The sequence below is a fragment of the Marinomonas sp. A3A genome (genome assembly GCF_018336955.1).
Taxonomy (GTDB): domain Bacteria; phylum Pseudomonadota; class Gammaproteobacteria; order Pseudomonadales; family Marinomonadaceae; genus Marinomonas; species Marinomonas lutimaris.
Map to the genome: position 1 here is coordinate 3,407,572 of NZ_CP025532.1, position 19,591 is coordinate 3,427,162.

At 42.8% G+C, this 19,591-nt stretch carries 19 protein-coding genes; 2 read left to right on the forward strand and 17 right to left on the reverse strand.

Translation table 11 applies throughout. The features are described from left to right. Window positions 1-9: 9 nt before the first annotated feature. The 17 genes from CYL31_RS15955 to CYL31_RS20750 all read right to left on the reverse strand — a co-directional run bounded on the left by CYL31_RS15955 (window position 10) and on the right by CYL31_RS20750 (window position 17,732). Window positions 10-1,920, reverse strand: a complete 1,911-nt coding sequence (locus CYL31_RS15955; RefSeq protein ID WP_212916164.1) for a hypothetical protein — start codon at window positions 1,918-1,920, stop codon at window positions 10-12. A 20-nt stretch (window positions 1,921-1,940) separates the two neighbouring features. After that, a complete protein-coding gene (locus CYL31_RS15960; RefSeq protein WP_212916165.1) occupies window positions 1,941-3,839 on the reverse strand; it encodes a hypothetical protein in 1,899 nt (632 codons plus the stop codon). Between the two features lie 51 nt (window positions 3,840-3,890). Continuing rightward, a complete protein-coding gene (gene fliJ / locus CYL31_RS15965) occupies window positions 3,891-4,325 on the reverse strand; it encodes a flagellar export protein FliJ (RefSeq protein WP_212916166.1) in 435 nt (144 codons plus the stop codon). 53 nt (window positions 4,326-4,378) lie between these two features. After that, entirely contained in the window at window positions 4,379-5,710 is a 1,332-nt protein-coding gene (fliI, locus tag CYL31_RS15970; protein ID WP_212916167.1) for a flagellar protein export ATPase FliI, read from the reverse strand. 5 nt (window positions 5,711-5,715) lie between these two features. Next, a complete protein-coding gene (locus tag CYL31_RS15975; RefSeq protein WP_212916168.1) occupies window positions 5,716-6,522 on the reverse strand; it encodes a FliH/SctL family protein in 807 nt (268 codons plus the stop codon). A gap of 7 nt (window positions 6,523-6,529) precedes the next feature. Beyond that, window positions 6,530-7,543: a flagellar motor switch protein FliG gene (gene fliG, locus CYL31_RS15980; protein WP_212916169.1), complete on the reverse strand. Its 1,014-nt coding sequence runs from the start codon at window positions 7,541-7,543 to the stop codon at window positions 6,530-6,532. After that, on the reverse strand, window positions 7,540-9,216 hold the full coding sequence (fliF, locus tag CYL31_RS15985) for a flagellar basal-body MS-ring/collar protein FliF (RefSeq protein WP_212916170.1): 1,677 nt from the start codon (window positions 9,214-9,216) through the stop codon (window positions 7,540-7,542). Before fliF ends, fliG begins: the two co-directional genes overlap by 4 nt. Window positions 9,217-9,243: 27 nt before the next feature. Beyond that, window positions 9,244-9,606: a flagellar hook-basal body complex protein FliE gene (gene fliE / locus CYL31_RS15990; protein ID WP_212916171.1), complete on the reverse strand. Its 363-nt coding sequence runs from the start codon at window positions 9,604-9,606 to the stop codon at window positions 9,244-9,246. Between the two features lie 90 nt (window positions 9,607-9,696). Beyond that, on the reverse strand, window positions 9,697-11,043 hold the full coding sequence (locus tag CYL31_RS15995; protein WP_212916172.1) for a sigma-54-dependent transcriptional regulator: 1,347 nt from the start codon (window positions 11,041-11,043) through the stop codon (window positions 9,697-9,699). A 1-nt stretch (window position 11,044) separates the two neighbouring features. Further along, window positions 11,045-12,199 (reverse strand): sensor histidine kinase, encoded by a 1,155-nt coding sequence (locus CYL31_RS16000; protein WP_212916173.1) that lies wholly within the window; start codon window positions 12,197-12,199, stop codon window positions 11,045-11,047. Continuing rightward, window positions 12,199-12,669 (reverse strand): helix-turn-helix domain-containing protein, encoded by a 471-nt coding sequence (locus CYL31_RS16005; protein WP_212916174.1) that lies wholly within the window; start codon window positions 12,667-12,669, stop codon window positions 12,199-12,201. Before CYL31_RS16005 ends, CYL31_RS16000 begins: the two co-directional genes overlap by 1 nt. 106 nt (window positions 12,670-12,775) lie before the next feature. Then, window positions 12,776-13,453, reverse strand: coding sequence for a dethiobiotin synthase (bioD, locus tag CYL31_RS16010; protein ID WP_212916175.1), 678 nt, complete (start codon window positions 13,451-13,453; stop codon window positions 12,776-12,778). 8 nt (window positions 13,454-13,461) lie between these two features. Then, the gene (bioC, locus tag CYL31_RS16015; RefSeq protein WP_212916176.1) at window positions 13,462-14,274 is read right to left on the reverse strand and encodes a malonyl-ACP O-methyltransferase BioC; all 813 of its coding nucleotides are present in this window, start codon (window positions 14,272-14,274) and stop codon (window positions 13,462-13,464) included. Beyond that, window positions 14,258-15,061 carry an alpha/beta fold hydrolase gene (locus CYL31_RS16020; protein WP_212916177.1) on the reverse strand — a complete coding sequence of 268 codons (804 nt, stop codon included), beginning with the start codon at window positions 15,059-15,061 and terminating at the stop codon, window positions 14,258-14,260. The genes bioC and CYL31_RS16020 overlap by 17 nt, the downstream gene beginning before the upstream one ends. A gap of 12 nt (window positions 15,062-15,073) precedes the next feature. Then, entirely contained in the window at window positions 15,074-16,300 is a 1,227-nt protein-coding gene (bioF, locus tag CYL31_RS16025; RefSeq protein WP_212916178.1) for an 8-amino-7-oxononanoate synthase, read from the reverse strand. Further along, window positions 16,284-17,354, reverse strand: a complete 1,071-nt coding sequence (gene bioB / locus CYL31_RS16030; RefSeq protein ID WP_212918927.1) for a biotin synthase BioB — start codon at window positions 17,352-17,354, stop codon at window positions 16,284-16,286. The genes bioF and bioB overlap by 17 nt, the downstream gene beginning before the upstream one ends. Window positions 17,355-17,567: 213 nt before the next feature. Next, on the reverse strand, window positions 17,568-17,732 hold the full coding sequence (locus CYL31_RS20750) for a hypothetical protein (RefSeq protein WP_249411609.1): 165 nt from the start codon (window positions 17,730-17,732) through the stop codon (window positions 17,568-17,570). A 24-nt stretch (window positions 17,733-17,756) separates the two neighbouring features. Between CYL31_RS20750 and CYL31_RS20755 the strand changes: the two genes are divergently transcribed. Both CYL31_RS20755 and bioA read left to right on the forward strand, forming a co-directional pair. Beyond that, window positions 17,757-18,179, forward strand: coding sequence for a ComF family protein (locus tag CYL31_RS20755; protein ID WP_249411610.1), 423 nt, complete (start codon window positions 17,757-17,759; stop codon window positions 18,177-18,179). Between the two features lie 76 nt (window positions 18,180-18,255). Continuing rightward, window positions 18,256-19,542, forward strand: a complete 1,287-nt coding sequence (gene bioA, locus CYL31_RS16040) for an adenosylmethionine--8-amino-7-oxononanoate transaminase (RefSeq protein WP_212916180.1) — start codon at window positions 18,256-18,258, stop codon at window positions 19,540-19,542. Window positions 19,543-19,591: the final 49 nt, after the last annotated feature.

Sequence of the window (19,591 nt, forward strand, 5' to 3'; positions counted from 1 at the left end):
TGGTAAGCTTTAAATCTCGTCCCACTCATCACTAGATTTTATTATGGACACATCATCACTTTTATTTTCTGAAATATTGTCTACCGTTTTAGACATCAAACTATGAATCCGCTCAATCATCTCGTTGACAGATTCCCTCGCTCTATCCAAACGCGCAACACCAACACTTCGATCAGATTCAAGTAATGAGAGAGTAGAAGCCGCCATAGACTTCATACCTTCTATTTGATCCTGAACTTTACTAATATCGTGTTCTATATCTACAGCAAAACGACGGCGAATTTTTTCACTTTCGCCTTCAGTTGCAGCCAAGCTTGCTAAAACTCCAGCTCTCACTTCATTGAGACAGCGATCGACATCGCCCAACAAAAACACATCAGAAGATAGGTCTTTTTCGACTAACGCTAGGCGTTGCAAAACCAACTCATAACCCAATATCAGTGAATCCCGAACCTGCTCAGAAAGCCATGCCATATCGTTTAATTCAACTTGAAGCTCTTCTTGAAGCTCTTGAAGTGGTGTTTCATCTATCACAACAACATCATTCAACGATGACTCATTGTGATCTGTTTTTTCGTCAATTAGGGATGCTATTTGTTGTAGTTTAGTAATTTTTTCAAGGGAATGTGTTTGCATCGAGGACGAATCTAATACATCAAAAAGCATAACGACTTTTTTACGCACCGACTCTAAAGACTTAGCAAAACCAGCATAAGGCGACTCTAGCCTTGATAGTCTAATAGGAGCATCCCAGACATCCTGTTCCAACAACTTCAAGCTGTGGTGTAAAACTTCGAATTCAGCAAATTCCGCTTTAGTTTGTATAGAAATAATACAATGCAAACCACTAGAACCATCATCTGGCTCGGAAGCAAAGTGATGAACGCGTAACCAATAAACACCATCAGACAAATTCAGTTTTAACTCTTGATCAGATAGCAGAATAGAATCAGCAATACGCTCACCGGTTGGATCATCTAACCCAGAATCGATACCAAACAATGACTCAAATAATGGCGTATTTCTAAACCAAAGCCTTTCCGCACCAGCACTCAACCATGTAATGTCGCCTTGAAAATTCGTTACAAAGAATGGTTCACTAACCTGAGACAATGCCTTTTCAATTAAACTAAGGCTTTCATTCTGTTGGTCAAGATCAAAATCTCGAGATGCTAATTCATTATCGACTAAGTGACTCAAGTCTGTAAGTTCATCAATTATTTTTCGGGGAGGAAGAACAGATGTATGTCCATGCTTACGATGGTCTAAAATATGATGCAAACTCAAAAAGCCAGAGCGTAATTGACGACCAAATCGAGCCGCCAGCATAATCACAATAGCTGCCAATATTAAAAAAATAGCGACTGGAACCCAGATCAACCTTTCAACAAATATTTTGCGCTCGTAATCCAGACTAACACTGATTTGTAAAAGCTCATCATCTAAAGCCTCTAAATACTCAAATGATGAGTAAGCAGATCGCCTTTCTTTATCCGTTAAAGGTAAGACGTCCAACTCCCTTAACGCAAGAGAGTCCAACAAAGCAAGCGATTCAGAAACATCAATCCCTGCCGTAAATTCAAAGTCACTAAGGTGACCTTTCATCAAGCGATACTCACTCACTAGCATCTGATGCAAATGACTAGAAGAAGGTGCTTTTGAGCTATTACTATCGCTATAAATTAAACGGTCACCAACCAATAACCATTCTAACCAATGCTCTTCTGCACTATGCACCAACCCCAAAAGTTCACTCAGTTTCTCTTGTTGAGCATTCTGTTTTTCTAAATTAACGCTCATCAACATATACATGCCGGCGAAAGCCAATAGCAATACAAACAACAAGGCTACAACACCTTTTTGCAGGCCATTAATCAGCTCTTTTCTTGGAGCACCAAACGGTGAATGCAGTGTATTCATAGTCAATAATCACTTTCAAGCTAATGATGAAGATGGCAAAAGCCAGCAATAAAGGATAAATAATTTTTCTTATTAATAACCAAACCAACATCTTGTAAGGATGTAAAACGACTCACTTTATCTTCGAAACCATGAACAGACTCAGCAGAAGATGAAGAAAGCTCCCATGTATGATTTACACCTGGCAATGAGGCAAACCAATCACAAGAAGCAAACGAGAAAACTATAGACTCCCCCATCCATTCAAGAATAACGGAAAAAGACATCTTCTCAACCGAAGAATCGGCATTTTCATAAACAGAACTCGCCCCATCATGGAGAAGTTCAGCTGACACCCTTCTATCAAAACTACGTCCATCATGAGTAAAAAATGACGCCAGACAAGGCTTATCATCCTCAAAATACGTCACTGAAGATGTCGCTTTATAAGGTAATAACGCGAATATCAAACTAGCCTCTATGCAAAACATCCTGCCATAGGCCTTACCAAAATAATAACCATTCTTAGAAGGATATGTTGATTTATTTTTTTCCGGCCAACCATGAACCTCAGGCAAGGTGTTCTTACTCAGCAACCATGGCTCTAATAACGACGCACCAGTCTGACTTAACCAAATATTTTTTATCCAAGAACGCGGAGCTGACATCGCAGAACATACAGCCTCCACTTCACGAATAGAAAAATAAGGTAACGCGAAATACTCCCCACCCTGCTTAACCACTAACACTTGAGTTACACCTAAAGACATTGGACAAAACGACGAGTCGAGCCGTGAAATCAAAGGCATATTTAAAAAAACTTCCGCTCGAATATCTTCTTCAGGATGAAACCAAAGACAACCACCAACAGTTAAAAAATCACCTTCGCTAACATCGTATCGACCGACACATTCCGCTTGATCAAAGACAAATCGCCCAAAAGAAGTATCGATTTCGTACAAAAAATAGGATAAATAATCACGCCCTAAACATCTCATATAAGTCATTTTAAGCGCAGCTTCACTTAAGTCTCGACAGCCAATATAAACGGATCCGCCGTGACGCACAGGAAAATACGCTAAGCGCTCATCCGGCTCAAAAGCAGTGAAACTATGAGTTTCAGGGACAAGACATCCACTTTTGTCTACCGTCGCTAAACTTGATGAAAAAAGAGCGCCGAAGTCCTGATAAAATAGCGTTTTGAACCTATCTTCAAATAGCGCCAAAAGACGGTAGCGAGAATCACGCGACATGTTCACGTTTTGAAATAGAGGCAAAAAACTCAATTCACATAAAACTCGCAATGACTCTTTTTCATTAACTGAAAGGACTTGCCATTGTAGTGAGGGAAATCGTCTCTTAAGCCAGGACAGTGATTGCACACTTATCAATAGAAAACGACCACTCAAAACAGAGTCTTTTACTGAATCTAACTGGAAGGATACCCGACCAGCACCAGCCAGCGCCTCTAGGTAAGCGTCCACACTCACACTATTACTTTGAGTTGCCTCTAATCGAGCCTCGTAATTCCGATACACTAGCGAGATATCTTTTTCATCAGCGATCGAAATCACCACAGCCCAGCAAGAACGATCTATAGCCAGAAGACGATCCGGCTGCCTAGAGAGATCATCACTAAACTGTGCTGCAATAACGACTTGGGAAAGCGCATCGGCTGCAGATAAAAATGCAGAATGATAATGACTAAAATAGGGAGAGCCAGATATTAAAAGCCCATCAACTGCAGCTAAAAAAGAATTCAGACGCTGATGATAGAAAGCATGGAGGGTGCTCAATTTAGATATTTTTTGAAGGGATAACAGAGCAGATTGAAGTTTTTCTAAACCACGCTGAGGACTGTAGACATAATCGTGCAAGGCTATTTCTATGCTGGAAATAGCCAAAGACAAATCAATTAATCCTTTATCCAGTCGCGCCATGCTTCATCCTAACAATAAGCTAAGTGGCTTTACCAAATAGCACTTAAAACGCTATCGCATATTGTCCAAAAAACGACGCATGGCAAACTCATCGCTCTGAAGCTGCTCTTGCTTTGCTTCAACGATCAATTCCGCTTTGTGGTTTTTTTCTTTTAGCCAATCCATGCTTTTGGTTTTCGAGCGAGCTTGCAACCATCGACGCATACTCATATCTGCTTGCTGTTCAGAACGGCCTACAGCCGCTTCTTGCTGCACAATCGCCTGTTGAACACGATTCACAAAATGCTGATAATTGGTCGTCAAATAAGCACTCAAACCTAGTAAATTACGCTCTGACTCATATTGGCCAGCGTACTCCCGCAATTCATTCAGTTTTTGCTCATCATACTGTACTTTGGCTTTATCTCGAGCTAACTGCTGAGCAGCCGAATCCTCTTTGCGCTTAGCAAGGTCGACTAATATCTGCATTCGACGTGATTTTTTCATGCATGCCCCATTCGGAAACTCGCTAAATAGTAGACGTTTTTACCTGTAATCGTCTACTGTCCCTTGGTCATCGCTGTAACAAGAGCCTGTAAACTCTGATCAATCGTGAAACTTTCAGTAAGCGACTGCTGAAGGAAATTACGAATCTCAGGCATTTGTATGATAGCTTGATCTAAATCCGGATCACTACCTCGAGCGTAAGCCCCCACCGAAATAAGGTCTTGATTTTGCTGAAATTTAGAATATAACTGCTTTACTCGCATCGCACCATACAAGTGATCTTCACTAACTATATGTGGCATAGCCCGAGAAATCGAAGCTTCTATATCAATGGCTGGGTAATGCCCCTCTTCCGCCAACCGTCGAGATAGCACAATATGGCCATCAAGAATCGCTCGAGACGCATCTGCGATAGGGTCTTGTTGATCATCACCTTCGGTCAATACGGTATAAAAAGCCGTTACCGAACCACTGCCTTCACAGCCATTACCAGCCCGCTCTACCAACTGAGGAAGTTTAGAGAACACCGAAGGCGGATAGCCTTTAGTCGCAGGCGGCTCCCCCACTGACAATGCAATTTCCCGCTGCGCTTGAGCGTATCGTGTCAGGGAATCCATTAACAACAATACGTTTTTCCCCTGATCCCGATAATATTCAGCAATCCGTGTTGCCAGCATAGCGGCACGTAGACGCATTAATGCAGAATCATCCGCAGGCGACGCTACAATAACGGAGCGAGCAAGGCCTTCTTCGCCCAGTATTTGATCAATAAACTCTTTAACTTCTCGACCACGTTCACCAATTAGACCAACAACAGTAATATCTGCTTCGGTAAATTTGGTCATCATGCCAAGCAACATACTTTTGCCCACACCACTGCCCGCAAAAAGCCCCAAACGCTGACCTTTGCCAACCGTGAGCAAACTGTTAATCGCTTTTATACCAACATCTAAAGGCTCACAAATTGGCTTTCTTTGCAATGGGTTAATCACATTACCGTGTAACGTCACAGAGTCTTTGGTTTTAATCGGCCCTTTGCCATCCAAAGGCTTGCCCAGTCCATTTACCACGCGACCAAGTAACTCATCACCAACTGGCATTCTGCTATCGCCAAGCAACGGACGAACCCGCGCGCCAGGAGAAATCCCCTCAATAGCCTCTGTTGGCATCAAATAAGTTAAATCTCCGGTAAAACCCACCACTTCAGATTCCACCCAACGGTCCTTGCGAACTTGAACCGAGCAACGATCACCAAGGGCCACAACACAGCCAACTGCCTCCATAGTCAAACCGACCATACGCGTCACTTTACCTTCAATTTGAGGAGGCAAAGAAACAGAAGAGACATGACTTAATTTATTTAAACGTTCTTCAAGGGTGGACACGAGCGTTAGTCCTGCTCAGGAAGGGAAAGAAGACGAAGCTCATCGCATATGGTTTCTAGTCGCTGCTCTACTCGACCATCGATATGAAAGGACTTAGAGTCAATCACGAAGCCACCATTAATCAGCGAGTCATCTGCCTCTAGTTGAATGGTTAAACGTTCTTTAACACCAAGTTCGTCCAAAATAGTGACGTCATCAGGATGAAGACGCAAACGAACTCGCCCTTCGTATTCGCCTATTTCATCAAATACTCTAGTAAGTTGTTCTTTTAAAACTTTATGCCCATCTTCAGTCATTTTTGAAAGACAGACATTTTCAATGATTCGTGTCATCGATTGATACAATATATTTTCGACAGCAGCACGACTATCTTCTAAAGGCAATGTTATCTCTTTAACAACATTCGCCAATAGCATCTCAAGTGCTTCTAGATGAATCTGAGCTTCTGCCCTTGCCTGCGCCAGCCCTTCTTCAACGCCTATTAACCGACCTTCTTCATGACCTTTTTCAAAACCATCCACTTCACCCTTCGCGAAGCCATCAGAATGACCTTTTGCGTGGCCTTCTTCTTCACCTTGAATAAAACCTTCATCATAAGCCGCTAAACGAATCTCTTCTAACTGCGAAGCGGTCAAAGGCTCATAAATTAAAGAGTCTTCGTCCACTTCTTCTGTCATAACAACGGTGTTTTTCTGGATAAGAAGTGCAGGACCAGAGCTGGTATTCGGCTTATTATTCTCAAGGTGAGGAAGTTCCCAACGCTCATAAGCGGTTAGCTTACGCTCGCCTTTTTCATGTTTTTGATCAGACATACTCTAACTAAACCATCTGCTCACCGCCGCCACCGAGAACAATTTCTCCGTTATCAGCAAGGCGTCTAGCAACAGCCAGAATTTCTTTTTGCGCAACTTCTACTTCACTTACCCGTACAGGGCCTTTCGCATCCAAATCATCTTTCAACATATCAGCAGCACGAGACGACATATTTTTGAAGACTTTTTCCTGCATGTCTGGGTCTGCCCCTTTTAATGCAAGAATTAAGGTTTCAGATTCCACTTCGCGAAGAATAATCTGAATACCACGATCATCTACATCCAACAAGTTATCAAAGACAAACATCAAATCTTGGATAGTATTTGCCAAATCCTCATCCACATCACGAATAGACTCCATCAATTCAGATTCTACCGAACTATCAATAAAGTTCATGATATTTGCTGCAGTACGAATACCACCGATGGTCGTTGACTGCGTTGAATTATTGCCCGAGAACTGACGCTCAAGAATGTTGTTTAACTCTTGTAACGCTGCTGGCTGAACCGTTTCTAAGGCCGCCACACGTAATACGATATCTAAACGCACTCGCTCATCGAAGTTGGCAAGTATATCTGCCGCCTGATCTGGGTCTAGGTAAGAAATAACAATGGCTTGAATCTGAGGATGCTCGTAACGAATAACATCTGCAACTGCACGAGACTCCATCCACTTCAGCGTATCAAGACCCGTTGTATTACCACCAAGTAGAATTCGATCAATCAAACTACCAGCTTTTTCTTCACCAAGCGCTTCTCTTAGCATATTTCGGATATAACCATCAGCCCCCAAACCTAAACCAGTTTGATCGCCTACTAATACTAAAAAATCGTCTAACACTTTTTCAACTTGATGACGCTGGATATTTGACAGCTGCGCCATCGTCTGACCGATACGCTGAACCTCTTTAGGCCCCATATGCTTTAGTATTTGTGCGGCATCAGACTCACCCAGTGACATAAGTAGCACTGCAGCTTTTTGAACCGAACTTAATTCTGCGCCTTGGCCTGTATCACTCATTTGCTTTCCATTACCCATTGTTTAACGACTTGAGCAACTCGCTCTGGTTCCTCTGCAATCAAGCCACGAATCGCATTTAATTGACGATCAATTTTTTCAGGAGAACCAGGCACCAATATGTCTTCCGCACTAACAAGAGACACTTGATCATCTGAAATTTCATCCGTTTCATCGGAGAATATCGCCGCTTCAGTATCTTCAGTAACCGCAATTTTATTCTGATCACTGAGGGTTTTCAAAATTGGACGCACTACCACCAGCAACAAGATAAGCACAAATATACCAACCAATGTAGGCTGTATTAGGCTTAGGAACCATGCCTGTTGATAGAATGGTAATTCAACAATGGGCTCTTCTGGTTCAGGCAAAGCAAAAGGTGAATTAATCACACTAACACTATCGCCACGAGATGGATCATAACCCACCGCATCACGGACCAATAAAGTTAAGCGCCCCAGCTCATCGTCATTCCAAGGCGTTCTTACAATAGCTGCCGTATCGGGATTCAAACTCATTAAATCATCAACAACAACCGCAACCGATAAACGCCTAACCATGCCTTGTTGGCGCTTGGTATAACTAATACTTCGATCTAATTCAAAATTACGTGTTGTTTCTTCGCGAGACTGTCCATTAGCAGCTGATGAACTGCCACCGATTGGCGCGCCATTTTCATCAACAGCTTCAGGGATAGTAACTGCACCCGGAGGCTGGTTTGTTAGCGCACCAGGTATGCCGCTCGCATTAGCGCCAGCGCCGCGATTTTCTTTTAACGTCTGCTCACTGCGCAAAGCGAGTAAATCTGGATTATATTGCTCGTTGGTCTTTTCTACAGCAGTGAAATCAACGTCAGCAGACACTTCTGCTTTAAAGCGCCCTTGGCCTATCACAGGGCCAAGTATGTTATTCACTCGCTGCAACAACACATCCTCTACTTTGCGAGCATAATCAAACTGCTTACCAGCCACAGACAATTCAGAGTCTGAATCTTTCTCCGTCAACAAAGTGCCACGCTGATCAACCACAGTGACGTCTTTATCATTCAACTGAGAAATGCTAGAGGCCACTAAATTCACAATAGCCTCCACCTGACTCTTATCCAACCGTCTCCCAGGATAAAGCTCCAAAAATACAGAGGCAGAAGGTTTTCTTGTATCACGAACAAAAACAGATTCTTTTGGTATCGCTAAATGTACTCTAGCACTTTTAATACTTTGCAGACTGGAAATAGTTCGACTTAACTCACCTTCAAGACCTCGTCTATAACGTGTCGTTTCGACAAATTGAGAAGTGCCGAGGCCTTGCTCCTGATCCATTATTTCCATACCAACAATATTGTCGGAAACGATGCCAGAGCCAGCTAATTTAAGACGAGCTTGATGATAAAAATCAGATTCAACAAGCAAAGCGCCTGTATTTTGATCTAATTTAAAAGGAATATTATTAACACTGAGGATTTCTACAATTTGGTCTGCATTATAATCTGTAATACTACTTAATACAGGCTTGTAATCTGGCCCATTACTCCATAAAACTGCCGCTAACCCAATTGCTATAGATGCGGCCAAACCGACCATTAATGCAAGCTGACGAATCACCGTCAGCTTATTAAAGCCGGTAACTAACTCTAAATAGAGCTTTTGCTCCGATTGTTCTGCAGGGACATTATCCATTAAAAAGCGCCAAGCGGTTTATAATGCCTAAATCGGCATATTCATGATTTTTTCATACGCGTCTACAAGTTTATTACGCACCTGAGTCATTGCCTCGAATGACACACTCGATTTTTGCAGACCAATCATAACTTGAGGTAAGTCAACCCCTTCGTCACCGCGCTCATAAGATTGGGCTAATTGTGTAGATTCCTTTTGCAAAGCATTTACATTATTAACTGCATTTTTCAACATTTCCGCGAAATCTGCACGCTCTACAGTCTGGCCTCCCTCGCTCTCACCGCCCACCTTGGCAACATTAGACACAGGAGAACTCGGCGCCTGAACCTGCGACCGCATATCCCTCATTTGGGACAACACCTGATTAATGTCTGGTCGACCAGAAATCATGTTATTCACCTAAAAAAATCACATTTATACAACTTAACATATCGCTAATACACAGCTTAGCATAAAGCTAATTAAAACAAGATACAAAAATCAATCAACGTCTATGCCACTTTCTCGCATTTTAGCGATTTTATAGCGTAAAGTTCTAGGACTAATTCCTAGTTTATCTGCAACAACTTTACGTTTGCCGTTCGCATCGACTAATGCTTGCGCAATAATGCGAAATTCATGCTGCTGAACACCTTTGCCTAAAATCGAAGCAGCGCTGTCTTCATCAGCAATAGTTTCAACAACGACAGGCGCCAAACTCATCATATCAAACGCAATATGATCCTCATTGATTTGTGCATTTGGACTTAGAATTAAAGCTCGCTGAATGACATTATCAAGTTCACGAACGTTTCCAGGCCAAGGGTGAGCTTCTAATTTACTTTGGGCTGATGGCTTTAACGTCGCGCCTGTAATTCGCATTTTGGAGGCATGTTTCGCAAGCAAATGCTGAGCGACTGGCAAAATATCACCTTTACGCTCACGAATAGGCAACCAACGCAGCGGAAAAACATTTAATCGATAATACAAATCTTCTCTAAAACCACCATCACGAACATAATCAGCAAGATCACGGTTAGTGGTTGCTATAATTCGCACATCCAAAGGAATAGATTTTTTGCCGCCAAGACGCTCAACTTCTTGCTCCTGCAAAACTCGCAGCAGCTTAGCCTGTAAACCAACATCCATCTCGGTTATTTCATCTAACAACAAAGTGCCGCCATTGGCCTGTTCAAATTTGCCCGCTTGCGAAGATACGGCTCCTGTGTAAGCCCCTTTTTCATAGCCGAACAGAATCGCTTCAAGCATATTTTCAGGAATCGCAGCACAGTTAATCGCAACAAAAGGCGCATGAGGTCGACTAGAATGCTGATGAATATAGTGAGCCAACACTTCCTTACCAGTACCACTTTCACCACAAATTAATACTGTGGAATCGGTAACAGCAACCCGTCTTGCCAATTCTAATAACGCAATACTAGAAGGGTCTTTCGCGATGGGCTGAGGATTTGTAGATAGCGCTTCTTTGACGGTGTATTTTGCAATGGCTTTAAGTAGCTCTTCTTCTTGAAAAGGCTTCAATAAATAATCAACTGCACCATCGCGCATGGCTTCCACTGCGTGGGCAATATCCCCATAAGCTGTCATCAGCATAATAGGCAATTCTGGGTATGTATCGATAACATGATGCAGTAATCCATAGCCATCCATGCCTGGCAAGTTTACATCAGACACCACCATATCAAAGAGATTGTGCTTCAATGCAACCACGGCTTCTTCAGCACTGTAAACTATTTTGCATTGGTAACTTGCTAACATCAGCGTATCTTCCAGCGCTTCAGCAAGTCCCTTGTCATCTTCTACTATTAATAACTTAACTTCAGACATGTCATACCCTTACAAGAGGAAGCGTCAAACTGGCGGTTGTTCCAGCGCCCTCAATACTGTCTATTTCAAATTGTCCATGATGAGCTCTTGCAATGGCCTTAACAACCATCAAGCCCAACCCAGTTCCATGTTGTTTTGTTGTCACAAAGCCTTCTTGGACATGCTCCAAGTGCGATTTAGACATGCCCACTCCACGATCTTTAAACGTCAGTGTCACATAGCCGTCATTATTGCGCCAATTTAGTTGAACTACGTCACCTTCTGACTGGGCATCTATGGCGTTATTCAAAAGATTCAACAAAGCACCTAATAATGTTTCTTTATTACACTGAATACAATCTGTTGCCACAAAAGAGGCACCTAACGCCTCAAACTGCATATTCTTTTGATCGCAAATTTCTTTGCAGTGATTGGTTAATTCTCTAATAAAAACAGAAACACTCACCGTTTCATCCAGCTTTATTTCACTGCGAGAAAAAATCAACATATCGCGAATTTGTTTTTCAATGTTTGCCAATCGATCCACTAGCTTATTAGCAAATGTCTGACGCATAACAGGCGCTAGATCTGGTTTTTGTAGATGACCAGCATAAAGCGTAGCTGAAGATAAAGGCGTTCTAATTTGATGAGCCAACGCCGCGACCATTTTACCCATATTAGATAATCGCTCGTGATGACTCAGTTTTTTCTGTAGCAAATAGGCTTCCGTCAAATCAACCAGAATAACCAACTGACCAGGAACATTCCCCAATGACGCTGTCTCGACTCGCACGCGACGGCCACTAACCATACTCACATCATGACCATCATCTTTTTGGGGGCGAAAACTCAAGGGAACAATTTCTCCCCAAGATTGACCAACTAATGGCAAATTGAATAAGCGATCCGCAACAGGGTTAGCCATAACCACCACCCCCTCTTCATTCAGCAGCAAAACACCCACCGGCATAGATTCAAAAAGCTGTTGAAACTGCAACACTAAGATGCGATTTTTATCTTGCTCTTGGCGCTTATCCTGCTCGGCTCTTTCTAACTTTTCGTATAATCGAACGACTTCTTGTTGAAGGTCGAGATAGGATTTTGCCAATACATCAGAAGACTCGGAAAACGCTTTAAACGCGGTTTTAAGTTCCGCTATTTCTTCATCTTTTGTCACTAAAACTCCGATTTATCAATATTATAGCGACGCATTTTTTCGATAAGCGTTGTACGTTGTATTTGTAGGTTCTGCGCAGCCTTAGAAACTACACCTTGAGTAGACACCAAAGCTTGACGAATCAGCAGCGCCTCTAGGTGGCGAACATGTAAATTCAAGTTCACGCCAGACGCCTGAGGAAAAGTATGTAATTGCTTTATTTCTTTAAGCACAGAAGAAAGCGTTTGCGAACGCCAAGGTAACGGGCAAAACCAAACATTATAATCGCCAACTACATCCATTGATTCACAAAGTGAGATAACAGGAATCACCTCATCCAGCTCAAAAGACCGCACAGACTTACCTAGCACAACAAAATCTGGTACGTGAAACGCCGTCAACGAAGTACCATGCTCGACTCCAATAAAGGTCAAGATACTGGAAACACTCGAAATTTCTTCGTCATCAAGACCGCATAACCAAGCTTTCACATTAGCACCTCAACCTTAAAAATAAGCAATTCTAACTATCATTCTATTATAATGCGTTGTTACCGCTTACTTTCAAGCATTTACACAGCTTTTCACCGTATAAAACTTATAATGCCAGCAACAATTCATCAAAAACTTGCTGCGAATCAAGCTCGCTTTCACACCAAGGCAGAACACCTAATAATGGTGCGGATATCATATTCATAAGGCTGGCGAGATTCTCATCATAATATGGCATTTTTTCCGCACCAGTATTGGCAACCCAACCGGCAAGAGTCAAACCATCACGAGCAATGGCCTCTGCGGTTAGTATCGCGTGATTCAAACACCCCAGCTTCATATTAACAACCATAATGACCGGAAAGCCTAAGGATTTTGCTAAGCCAGATAGCAGCTCTCTGTCGTTTAATGGTACTCGCCAACCACCAGCACCTTCAACTAACGCAAGGTCATGAGGTGTAAGCAATGTGCCTTTAATAAAACCCTCTAACCGAGAAACTGTGACCAAGCGCCCCTCTTTCATTGCGGCAATATGAGGCGCAATTGCTTCTTCTAAAACGACCGGGTTTACTTGTTCATAGGCTAATTTAACACTGCTTGCCTGCTGAATAAGCAAAGCATCATCATTGCGCAATTTACCATCAATGCGGTCTGCACCTGCCGCAATTGGTTTAAGTCCAATTGACTTCAACCCTGCACGTTTGGCAGCATTTAACAAACCAACGGTGACATAAGTTTTACCCGCATCGGTATCAATACCTGTTACAAAAAAACGCTTTTTCACCATAACTCCTAGATACTAATAGGCCGTTGAGCGACCACAAACGAAACTTGATAACTCAGAGGAACTCCACATTCATTCCGCTGCTTCTCATACTCCTGCAAAAATGCTTTCCACTTACTGGGTGATGTAGATTGATCGCCATCAGCCGAGATCAAACTAGCACCGACTTTTTTCAGTGAATAAATAGCGCTTTCAGGTGAATCAAACCACATAGGAATATCTGATAATTGAGAAGACACAAGGTTCAACTCGGATGCTTTAACACAATCTAAAAGCGCGCCTGATGCCATATACTGATGAACATGTTCTTTATTATCCAAGCCAAACCAAGCTTTACTAATTTCGGGCATAGAGCCCTGCGAAAGCGTTGAAAAAACCACATAGCCACCTGGCTTGGTGACACGATAAAGCTCTTTAAACAAAACCAAAGGGGTCAGACACCACTGAATCGCAAGACTCGAAAAAACCAAATCACACGACTTATCTTGAAGAGGTAATTGCTCGGCATCCGCACAAATATAATGGGTATTTTGCAAAGCAGAATAACGCTCACTTGCCACGGTTAACATTTGTGGCGACAAGTCGAGCGCAATATTACAAATAGGATTTAATTGTTCAGACAATATCCCTAGAGCCTGACCGGTCCCCGTTCCAAGATCAAGTACCACGTCTGCCTGATTTAGTGGCAACATCGCCAACAGACGGTCTAGGACAATTTTTTGAAAGTCAGCATAAGAATCATAGGACCGAGAAGCTCGATCAAAACGCTTAGCAAGTTGTCGTTTATAGCTAAGCGTCGATATATCAGGAGTTATTAGCATCGATAAAGTTTTCTATATGACGCACACAAGCCTCTTCATCTTCAAAAAAAGGCTGATGCGCACAATTTGACAGTACAACACATTGCTGCAAAGGATTTACATCAGTTTGTTGCTCTAATGATTTACTAGAAACCAACGCATCCTTGCCTCCTAATATGTGTAAATTAGGACAATCCAAAAGCGACCATTCACGGCGCACATCTAGCGATTTTAATAATCTAAGCCCACCAATAAGAGCTGGACGGCTCAAGGTTTTAACCGGCAAGAAGGTCTGTAATTGTTTAACCAAAGCTCGTTCATTATCTGCACCTTTAGCCTGCAACATAACAAACCGCTTAAGACCGTCTTCAGGCGACTGCTCAACCAAAGCCGAAAAAGCATCAAAATCTTCGACGCCCATTGCATCTTCCCAATTTTCTCGTTTAATAAAACTCGGTGAAGACGACAAGGTAATCAAACCAAGCACACAACTAGAACGACGCGCAGCAACATAAGCAGATACCATGCCCCCCAGAGACCAACCAATCCACCAAGCCTCTTTGGGTGCAACGGCAATCAACTGCTCAGACAAAGCCGCGATATCATAATTAGGCCCAATACGAGAGCGTGAAATCCATTGCTCATTAAGCGAAATACCAGGCAAATTCGCTACAACAACATAAAAACGCTGACTCAGACGTAATGCAAAAGAGCGCATCACCTCTTTTGGCATTGCCCAACCAGACACCATAAAAATAGCTTGATTAGACGAGTTTCCAAAAGCTTCTGTTTCAATACGTGCTCGCATGCTGTCCCTCTATTACTTTGTATTTAAACGCTTTGGATTTAAACATTTTGCGTTTAAAAGTTTCGCTGTTAAAACTTTTTCGAGTGAGTCGCATAATAACACTAAATCTTCATCAGAGTGGGCGGCACTTAAGGTAATTCTTAAACGAGCGCTACCTACCGGCACAGTTGGTGGACGAATCGCGGTACACCAGATTCCAAGCACTTTTAATTGCTCGCTAATAGCAATTGCAGCCTTGCTATCACCAATAACAATCGGCTGAATGGCTGTATTTGAAGGCATTAATGTAACCGGAAGCGACTGAACTCTCTGACGAAAATACGTAATATGCCGAGCTAGTCTATCTCGCCGTTCCTGACCCTCTGCTGACTGAATAAGCTGCAACGAAGCCAAAGTAGCTCCTGCAATCGCTGGAGACATTGCTGTGGTATACACATAAGGTCGAGCAAATTGAGTGAGATAATCCGCATAATCGTTAGATGTCGCCACAAATGCTCCAGCGGTGCCAAACGCTTTACCCAAAGTGCCAACCAAGATAGGTAAACTTGTTGCGTCCAGCCCCTCTAGCGCCAAACAACCTCTGCCGTTTTCACCAAGACATCCTAACCCATGAGCATCATCCACCATGAACATCCAATCATGTTGATTAGCCAAATGAGACAATTCCGCCAAAGGCGCAATATCACCATCCATACTGAAAACCCCATCGGTGATCAACAAACCACCCGGTGCGGATCTAGCAATCAACTTTTGCGCACTTTCCACATCACCATGCAAATAACGGCGTAACGGTGCTTGTGCTAACAAAGCGCCATCTATTAAAGACGCATGATTAAGCTTGTCTTGTACTATAGGACGATTTTTATCCGCGAGCGCAGAAATCACACCAAGGTTTGCCATATACCCAGTACTAAATAGCATGACTCGCTCGTAACCGAGCCAATCCGCCAAGGCTTCTTCCAACGCTTGATGGGGAGCCAAATGACCACATACTAAGTGAGACGAACCACCACCAACACCATAAGCTTGAGCCGTATCATTTAGCGCTTTAATTAGCTTCGGATGATTGGCTAAACCTAGGTAATCGTTCGAGCAAAATGCCGTATAATCTTGAGACTGTATTTGAGTATGCGGAATTTGAGGACTATCTAGCGTAATGGTACGACGCATTAAGTCTTGTTGGCGGCGCTCTTCAAGCGCCGCTAACACCCAGTCCGGCGTATTAGACGCTGGCTTCATAAAACAACTTAGACTCTTCTTGTTTTACTGCTTGCGCTGCAATAGCTTCAGCCACCGCTGCATCTGAATGCTCTTCACGCTTCTCTGGATTAATGCCCAAATTAGCAAACAACGCCATGTCTTTATCGGCTTCTGGGTTGCCAGTAGTAAGCAGCTTTTCACCGTAGAAAATAGAGTTTGCACCCGCCATAAAACACAAAGCTTGAGTTTGCTCATTCATGCCTTGACGACCAGCAGACAACCGAACATGCGATTTAGGCATCAAAATACGCGCTACTGCAATCGTACGAATAAATTCAAACGTATCTAGATCATCAACATTTTCTAACGGCGTTCCTTCCACCTTAACCAACATATTGATTGGCACACTTTCCGGATGTGGAGCCATTTGAGAAAGTTGGCGCAACAAACCTACACGGTCTTTTTGCTCTTCCCCCATGCCCATAATACCGCCACAGCAAAGCTTGATTCCTGAATCACGAACACGAGACAGCGTATCTAAACGATCTTGATAAGTACGAGTGGTAATAATGCTGTCGTAGAACTCAGCAGAGGTATCTAGGTTGTGGTTGTAATAATCCAAACCTACATCTGATAAACGCTTTGCTTGATCATCATTTAACGAACCTAGCGTCACACAAGACTCTAAACCTAAAGACTTAACACCCTTGATCATCTCTAGCACATAAGGGAAATCTTTCTCGGAAGGGTGCTTCCATGCGGCGCCCATGCAAAAACGGCTTGCACCTTTTTCTTTTGCCAAAGCAGCCTCTTCAAGCACCTTCTGCACTTCCATTAACTTTTCTTTTTCAAGTTCAGTATTGTAATGACCACTTTGCGGGCAGTACTTACAGTCTTCTGGACAAGCGCCAGTTTTGATCGACAAAAGCGTACTTACTTGCACTTCATTTGGCGCAAAATTATCTCTATGGACAGTCTGAGCACGAAACATCAAATCCATAAAGGGCAAATCGAACAACGCTTTTATTTCTGCATGGGTCCAATCAAAACGCGGTGCGCTCACATTATTTGTAGGCAGAGCGCTTGCGGACATATTCGCTACAGACGTGTTTGTAGCCATACTTAAAGACATAGTATCCTCGATCCAGAAAAAATTAATGGAGCAATACTAATGGACTGGAAGAAACTGTCAACCACAAAAATAACACAGGTTTACAAGAGTATATTTTTAGACCTATGCTATATTTGCAATGCAAAAGCTCAAAACACACTTTGCAAATCCTGCCATGAAGGCTTTCCATCCAACCTAAATCATTGTCAGCACTGCAAACGCCCAACTCAAAAATCCAGCATTTTGTGCGGACAATGCCAAAGCAGCCAACCTGCCTATCAAGTATGTATCGCGCCCTATCGCTTTGAAGGAATCATAAAAACGCTCATCCATAGCATTAAATTTAATCAAGGAACTCATTACATAAGACCACTCATTTACCTATTGAGTGAACACCTCATTGAGTCATATTCGTCTGAAAGCTGGCCAGAACAGATACTCTATGTACCAAGTCATCCAAGCCGAATCAAGGAGCGTGGATTTTGCCAAACAAAAGCCATGACAACCCAGCTAACGAGAAACCTTAAAGAGCTTCTGGGCGAAAAATGCCCAGCTATTCCTAAAAACAATCCACTAAGAAAAATTAAAAACACTAAAGCCCAACACTCACTAAGTCGAAAGGAGCGATTAAAAAGCCCTCAAAGTAGCTATCAGCTTGATGGACCTATCGCCAAACATGTGGCCTTATTTGACGATGTAATGACGACAGGAAGCACGATAGAGAACTGCACCAAACTGTTATTAAAAGCAGGCGCAGAACGAGTGGATGTTTGGGTGATTGCCCGAACACCTGATAAAGAATATTAATAATAAGAAAAAATATCAGCCTAGCCACAGAAGACAGCTTTGTTTACTATGCCGTCAACAAAGCAATGGTGACGTTATGAAAACAGATCAAGAATACCTAGATTTAGACAAGCAACTCCTGTGGCACCCATACACGTCTATGAGCAAGCCCAGTCCACACTTCCTTGTTGAAAAAGCTTCGGGCTGCGAAATAACCCTCAGCGATGGACGCACACTAATCGATGGTATGTCTTCTTGGTGGAGTGTTATCCACGGCTACAATCACCCAACCATGAATGCGGCTATCCAAGAACAATTATCACAATTTTCACATGTAATGTTTGGAGGGCTAACCCACAAACCTGCCATTGAACTCGCCGAAAAGCTCATCGCAATTACTCCTACTGAGTTACAACGTGTTTTCTTCTCCGACTCAGGCTCAGTTTCTGTTGAAGTTGCCCTAAAAATGGCCATCCAATATTGGAATACCCAAGGCAAACCTGACAAGCAATTTTTCGTCAGTCCAAAAAGCGGCTATCACGGCGACACATTCGCAGCCATGTCAGTGTGTGACCCTGAAAACGGCATGCACAGCTTATTCACTGGCGCACTAACAAAGCAATTCTTCATCTCACCACCACCAACTGGCTTGAACGCACCAATAAAAGCCGAATACCTTGACGAAGTTCGTAAGGTGTTTGAGGAAAACCACCAACGTATAGCAGGCTTCATTATCGAGCCCGTTGTACAAAATGCTGGCGGTATGCGTTTTTATAACCCGGAGTATTTAAATCTGATTCGAGCACTTTGCGATGAATTCGAGATACTCTTAATTTTCGACGAAATTGCTACAGGTTTTGGTCGAACGGGCAAGCTTTTTGCCACAGATCATAGCAATATCTGCCCAGATATAATGTGCGTTGGCAAAGCCTTAACCGGCGGTTACATGACGCTGGCTGCCACTTTAACAAACGATAAAGTGGCACTTGGTATAAGTGACAATGGTGGCGTATTTATGCATGGGCCAACCTTCATGGGAAACCCTCTCGCCTGCTCCGCCGCTAACGCAAGCTTATCTATTTTAAGTAAATACAATATTCCAGAAAAAATCACCCAGCTAGAAACCTGGATGAAAGAAGCCCTAGAGCCATGTGGACAGCTCGAACAAGTAAAAGAAGTCCGTTGCCTTGGCGGTATTGGTGTTGTTGAGTTAAAAAACGCGGTCAACTTACACGAAATACAACCAAAACTCGTTGAACTAGGCGTATGGGTACGCCCTTTCGGTAAACTTATTTACTTGATGCCACCTTATGTAATCAGTAAAGAGCAAATTAATATTCTTGGTAAAGCCATTTATCAAGTCACTAGCGAACTCCCAAGCTAAACCAAATATAAATAAAAAGGCCTTTGATAAATAACTATCAAAGGCCTTT